At 48.6% G+C, this 1,934-nt stretch carries 3 protein-coding genes; all 3 read left to right on the top strand.

Going from position 1 to position 1,934, the window contains the following annotated elements:
* Positions 1 to 465: precorrin-6A/cobalt-precorrin-6A reductase (locus H6F50_RS08085; RefSeq protein ID WP_190428209.1), on the top strand; the 465-nt coding region annotated here is incomplete at its 5' end.
* A gap of 3 nt (positions 466 to 468) precedes the next feature.
* Entirely contained in the window at positions 469 to 1,296 is an 828-nt protein-coding gene (locus tag H6F50_RS08080) for a PHP domain-containing protein (protein WP_190428206.1), read from the top strand.
* Positions 1,297 to 1,359: 63 nt separating this feature from the next.
* Positions 1,360 to 1,934: glutaminase (locus H6F50_RS08075; protein ID WP_190428205.1), on the top strand; the 575-nt coding region annotated here is incomplete at its 3' end.

The raw sequence follows: 1,934 nt of genomic DNA, 5'->3' as shown, positions 1-1,934 counted from the left end.
TTCGACACGCTTTTATCTGGAGACTACCTACAAGGGCAACGGGTGCTACTGACAATTGGTTATCGAAGCTTGTCCCGGTTCCGTCCTTGGCAAGAAAAGTCTACTTTATTTGCTCGAATTCTTCCTTCCGTAACAGCGCTGGAAGCAGCTTTACAATCAGGGTTTGCACCCGATAAACTGATTGCGATTCGCCCCCCCATCTCTACTGAATTGGAAACGGCACTTTGGCGTCAGTGGGACATTTCCCTGGTGGTTACGAAAGCATCGGGAACTGCTGGGGGAGAAGATATCAAGCGCAGAGTTTCCGCAGAGTTAGGCATTCCTTTAGTGGTTATTACTCGTCCAGAAGTTGCGTATCCGCAGCAAACCAGCGACTTGAAAACAGCGCTAGAGTTTTGCCAAGACATCTTTCGATTGAGTTTAGTCCGCCACAATCTTACTGAGCGTGAATCAAGCGACAATTAAAGAATGCTAGAACTACACTGCCACACCACATACTCAGACGGCACCCTCACACCCAGCGAACTCGTTAACGCGGCGATGAGTGCCGGAGTCCGCGCCCTTGCTATCACCGATCACGATACGATGAATGGCTGGGATGAGGCGTTTGCTGCTGCCAAACTGCATAACCTGGAAATTGTCCCCGGATTGGAACTCAGCACCGTTCACAACAATTGTTCCTTACATATTTTGGGCTTTTACCCGGATGAACAGAAGCTGCGGGAACCTTTAAGCGATCGCTTAGAAGGGCGGAAACGGCGATCGCAACAAATGGTCGCTAAACTGGCAGAATTAGGCTACCCGATTCAGTTACCTGAATTAGGTGAAGGCATGGCACCGGGGCGTCCTCATATTGCGACTGCCCTCGTGAAAGCCGGTTATTTTCAGTCATCGCGGGAAGCTTTCGATCGTCTGCTGGGTGATGATAAACCGGCTTATGTGCATTACGAGAAATTCTCGATTGTTGAAGGGATTGCCATGTTACGTTCTTGCGGTGCCGTGCCTGTGTGGGCGCATCCCTACCTGTTCCGAGGCGGTAATGTTGCGGAAGTGCTGAAAGAATTGGTTGCTGCTGGGTTAATGGGCGTTGAGGTTTATCATCCCAACCACAGCGCCAAAGAAATTCAAAATCTCAAAAAGTTGTGTGCTGAATATGGCTTACTGATGACAGGCGGCAGCGATTATCATGGCCCCAGTCCCGATCCCAAAACTCCAGATCGCAGTACGCTGAATATGCTTCAGGTACCTTTAGATTTGCTTGAACCCATCAAACAGGCGGCGGCAAGTTTACGTTAATTTCTAATCGCTAGTGTCACCCGAAACAATTAGCGATTACCCATTCCTTATTACCAATTACCAATGGCAAGTGCCATCCTGCAAGACTTTCTCAACGACTTGCACCTCAAGTACAAGTCAATTCATGAAGGTGTATTGGCAAACTATATCCCGGAACTCGCCAAGGCAAACCCGGATTGGTTTGGGATATGCATTGTCACCGTGGATGGTCAAGTTTATGAAATCGGCGATTGGGAACAGTTGTTCACCCTTCAGTCGATTTCCAAGGCATTTGTATACGGAATGGCGCTGGAAGATCATGGGCGCGATTACGTTGTAAAAAGGGTGGGAGTGGAACCCACTGGCGATGCTTTTAACTCCATTATTAAGCTGGATGAATCCTCAAAGCGACCCTATAACCCAATGGTAAATGCCGGAGCGATCGCTACCACCAGTTTAATTAAAGGAGTGGGACCAACTGAGCGCTTAAACCGGATGCTGGATATGTTTCAGCGTTACGTTGGACACAACCTATTTATTGATATGTCCGTGTTCATGTCAGAGCGAACGACCGGGCATCGCAACCGAGCAATGGCGCATCTGATGCTCAATTTTGGCATGATCGACGCGAAAATTGACGAGGCACTGGATTTGTACTT

Source organism: Coleofasciculus sp. FACHB-712, assembly GCF_014695635.1.
Taxonomy (GTDB): Bacteria; Cyanobacteriota; Cyanobacteriia; order Cyanobacteriales; family FACHB-T130; genus FACHB-T130.
This window is presented reverse-complemented; position numbering and strand designations above follow the sequence as displayed.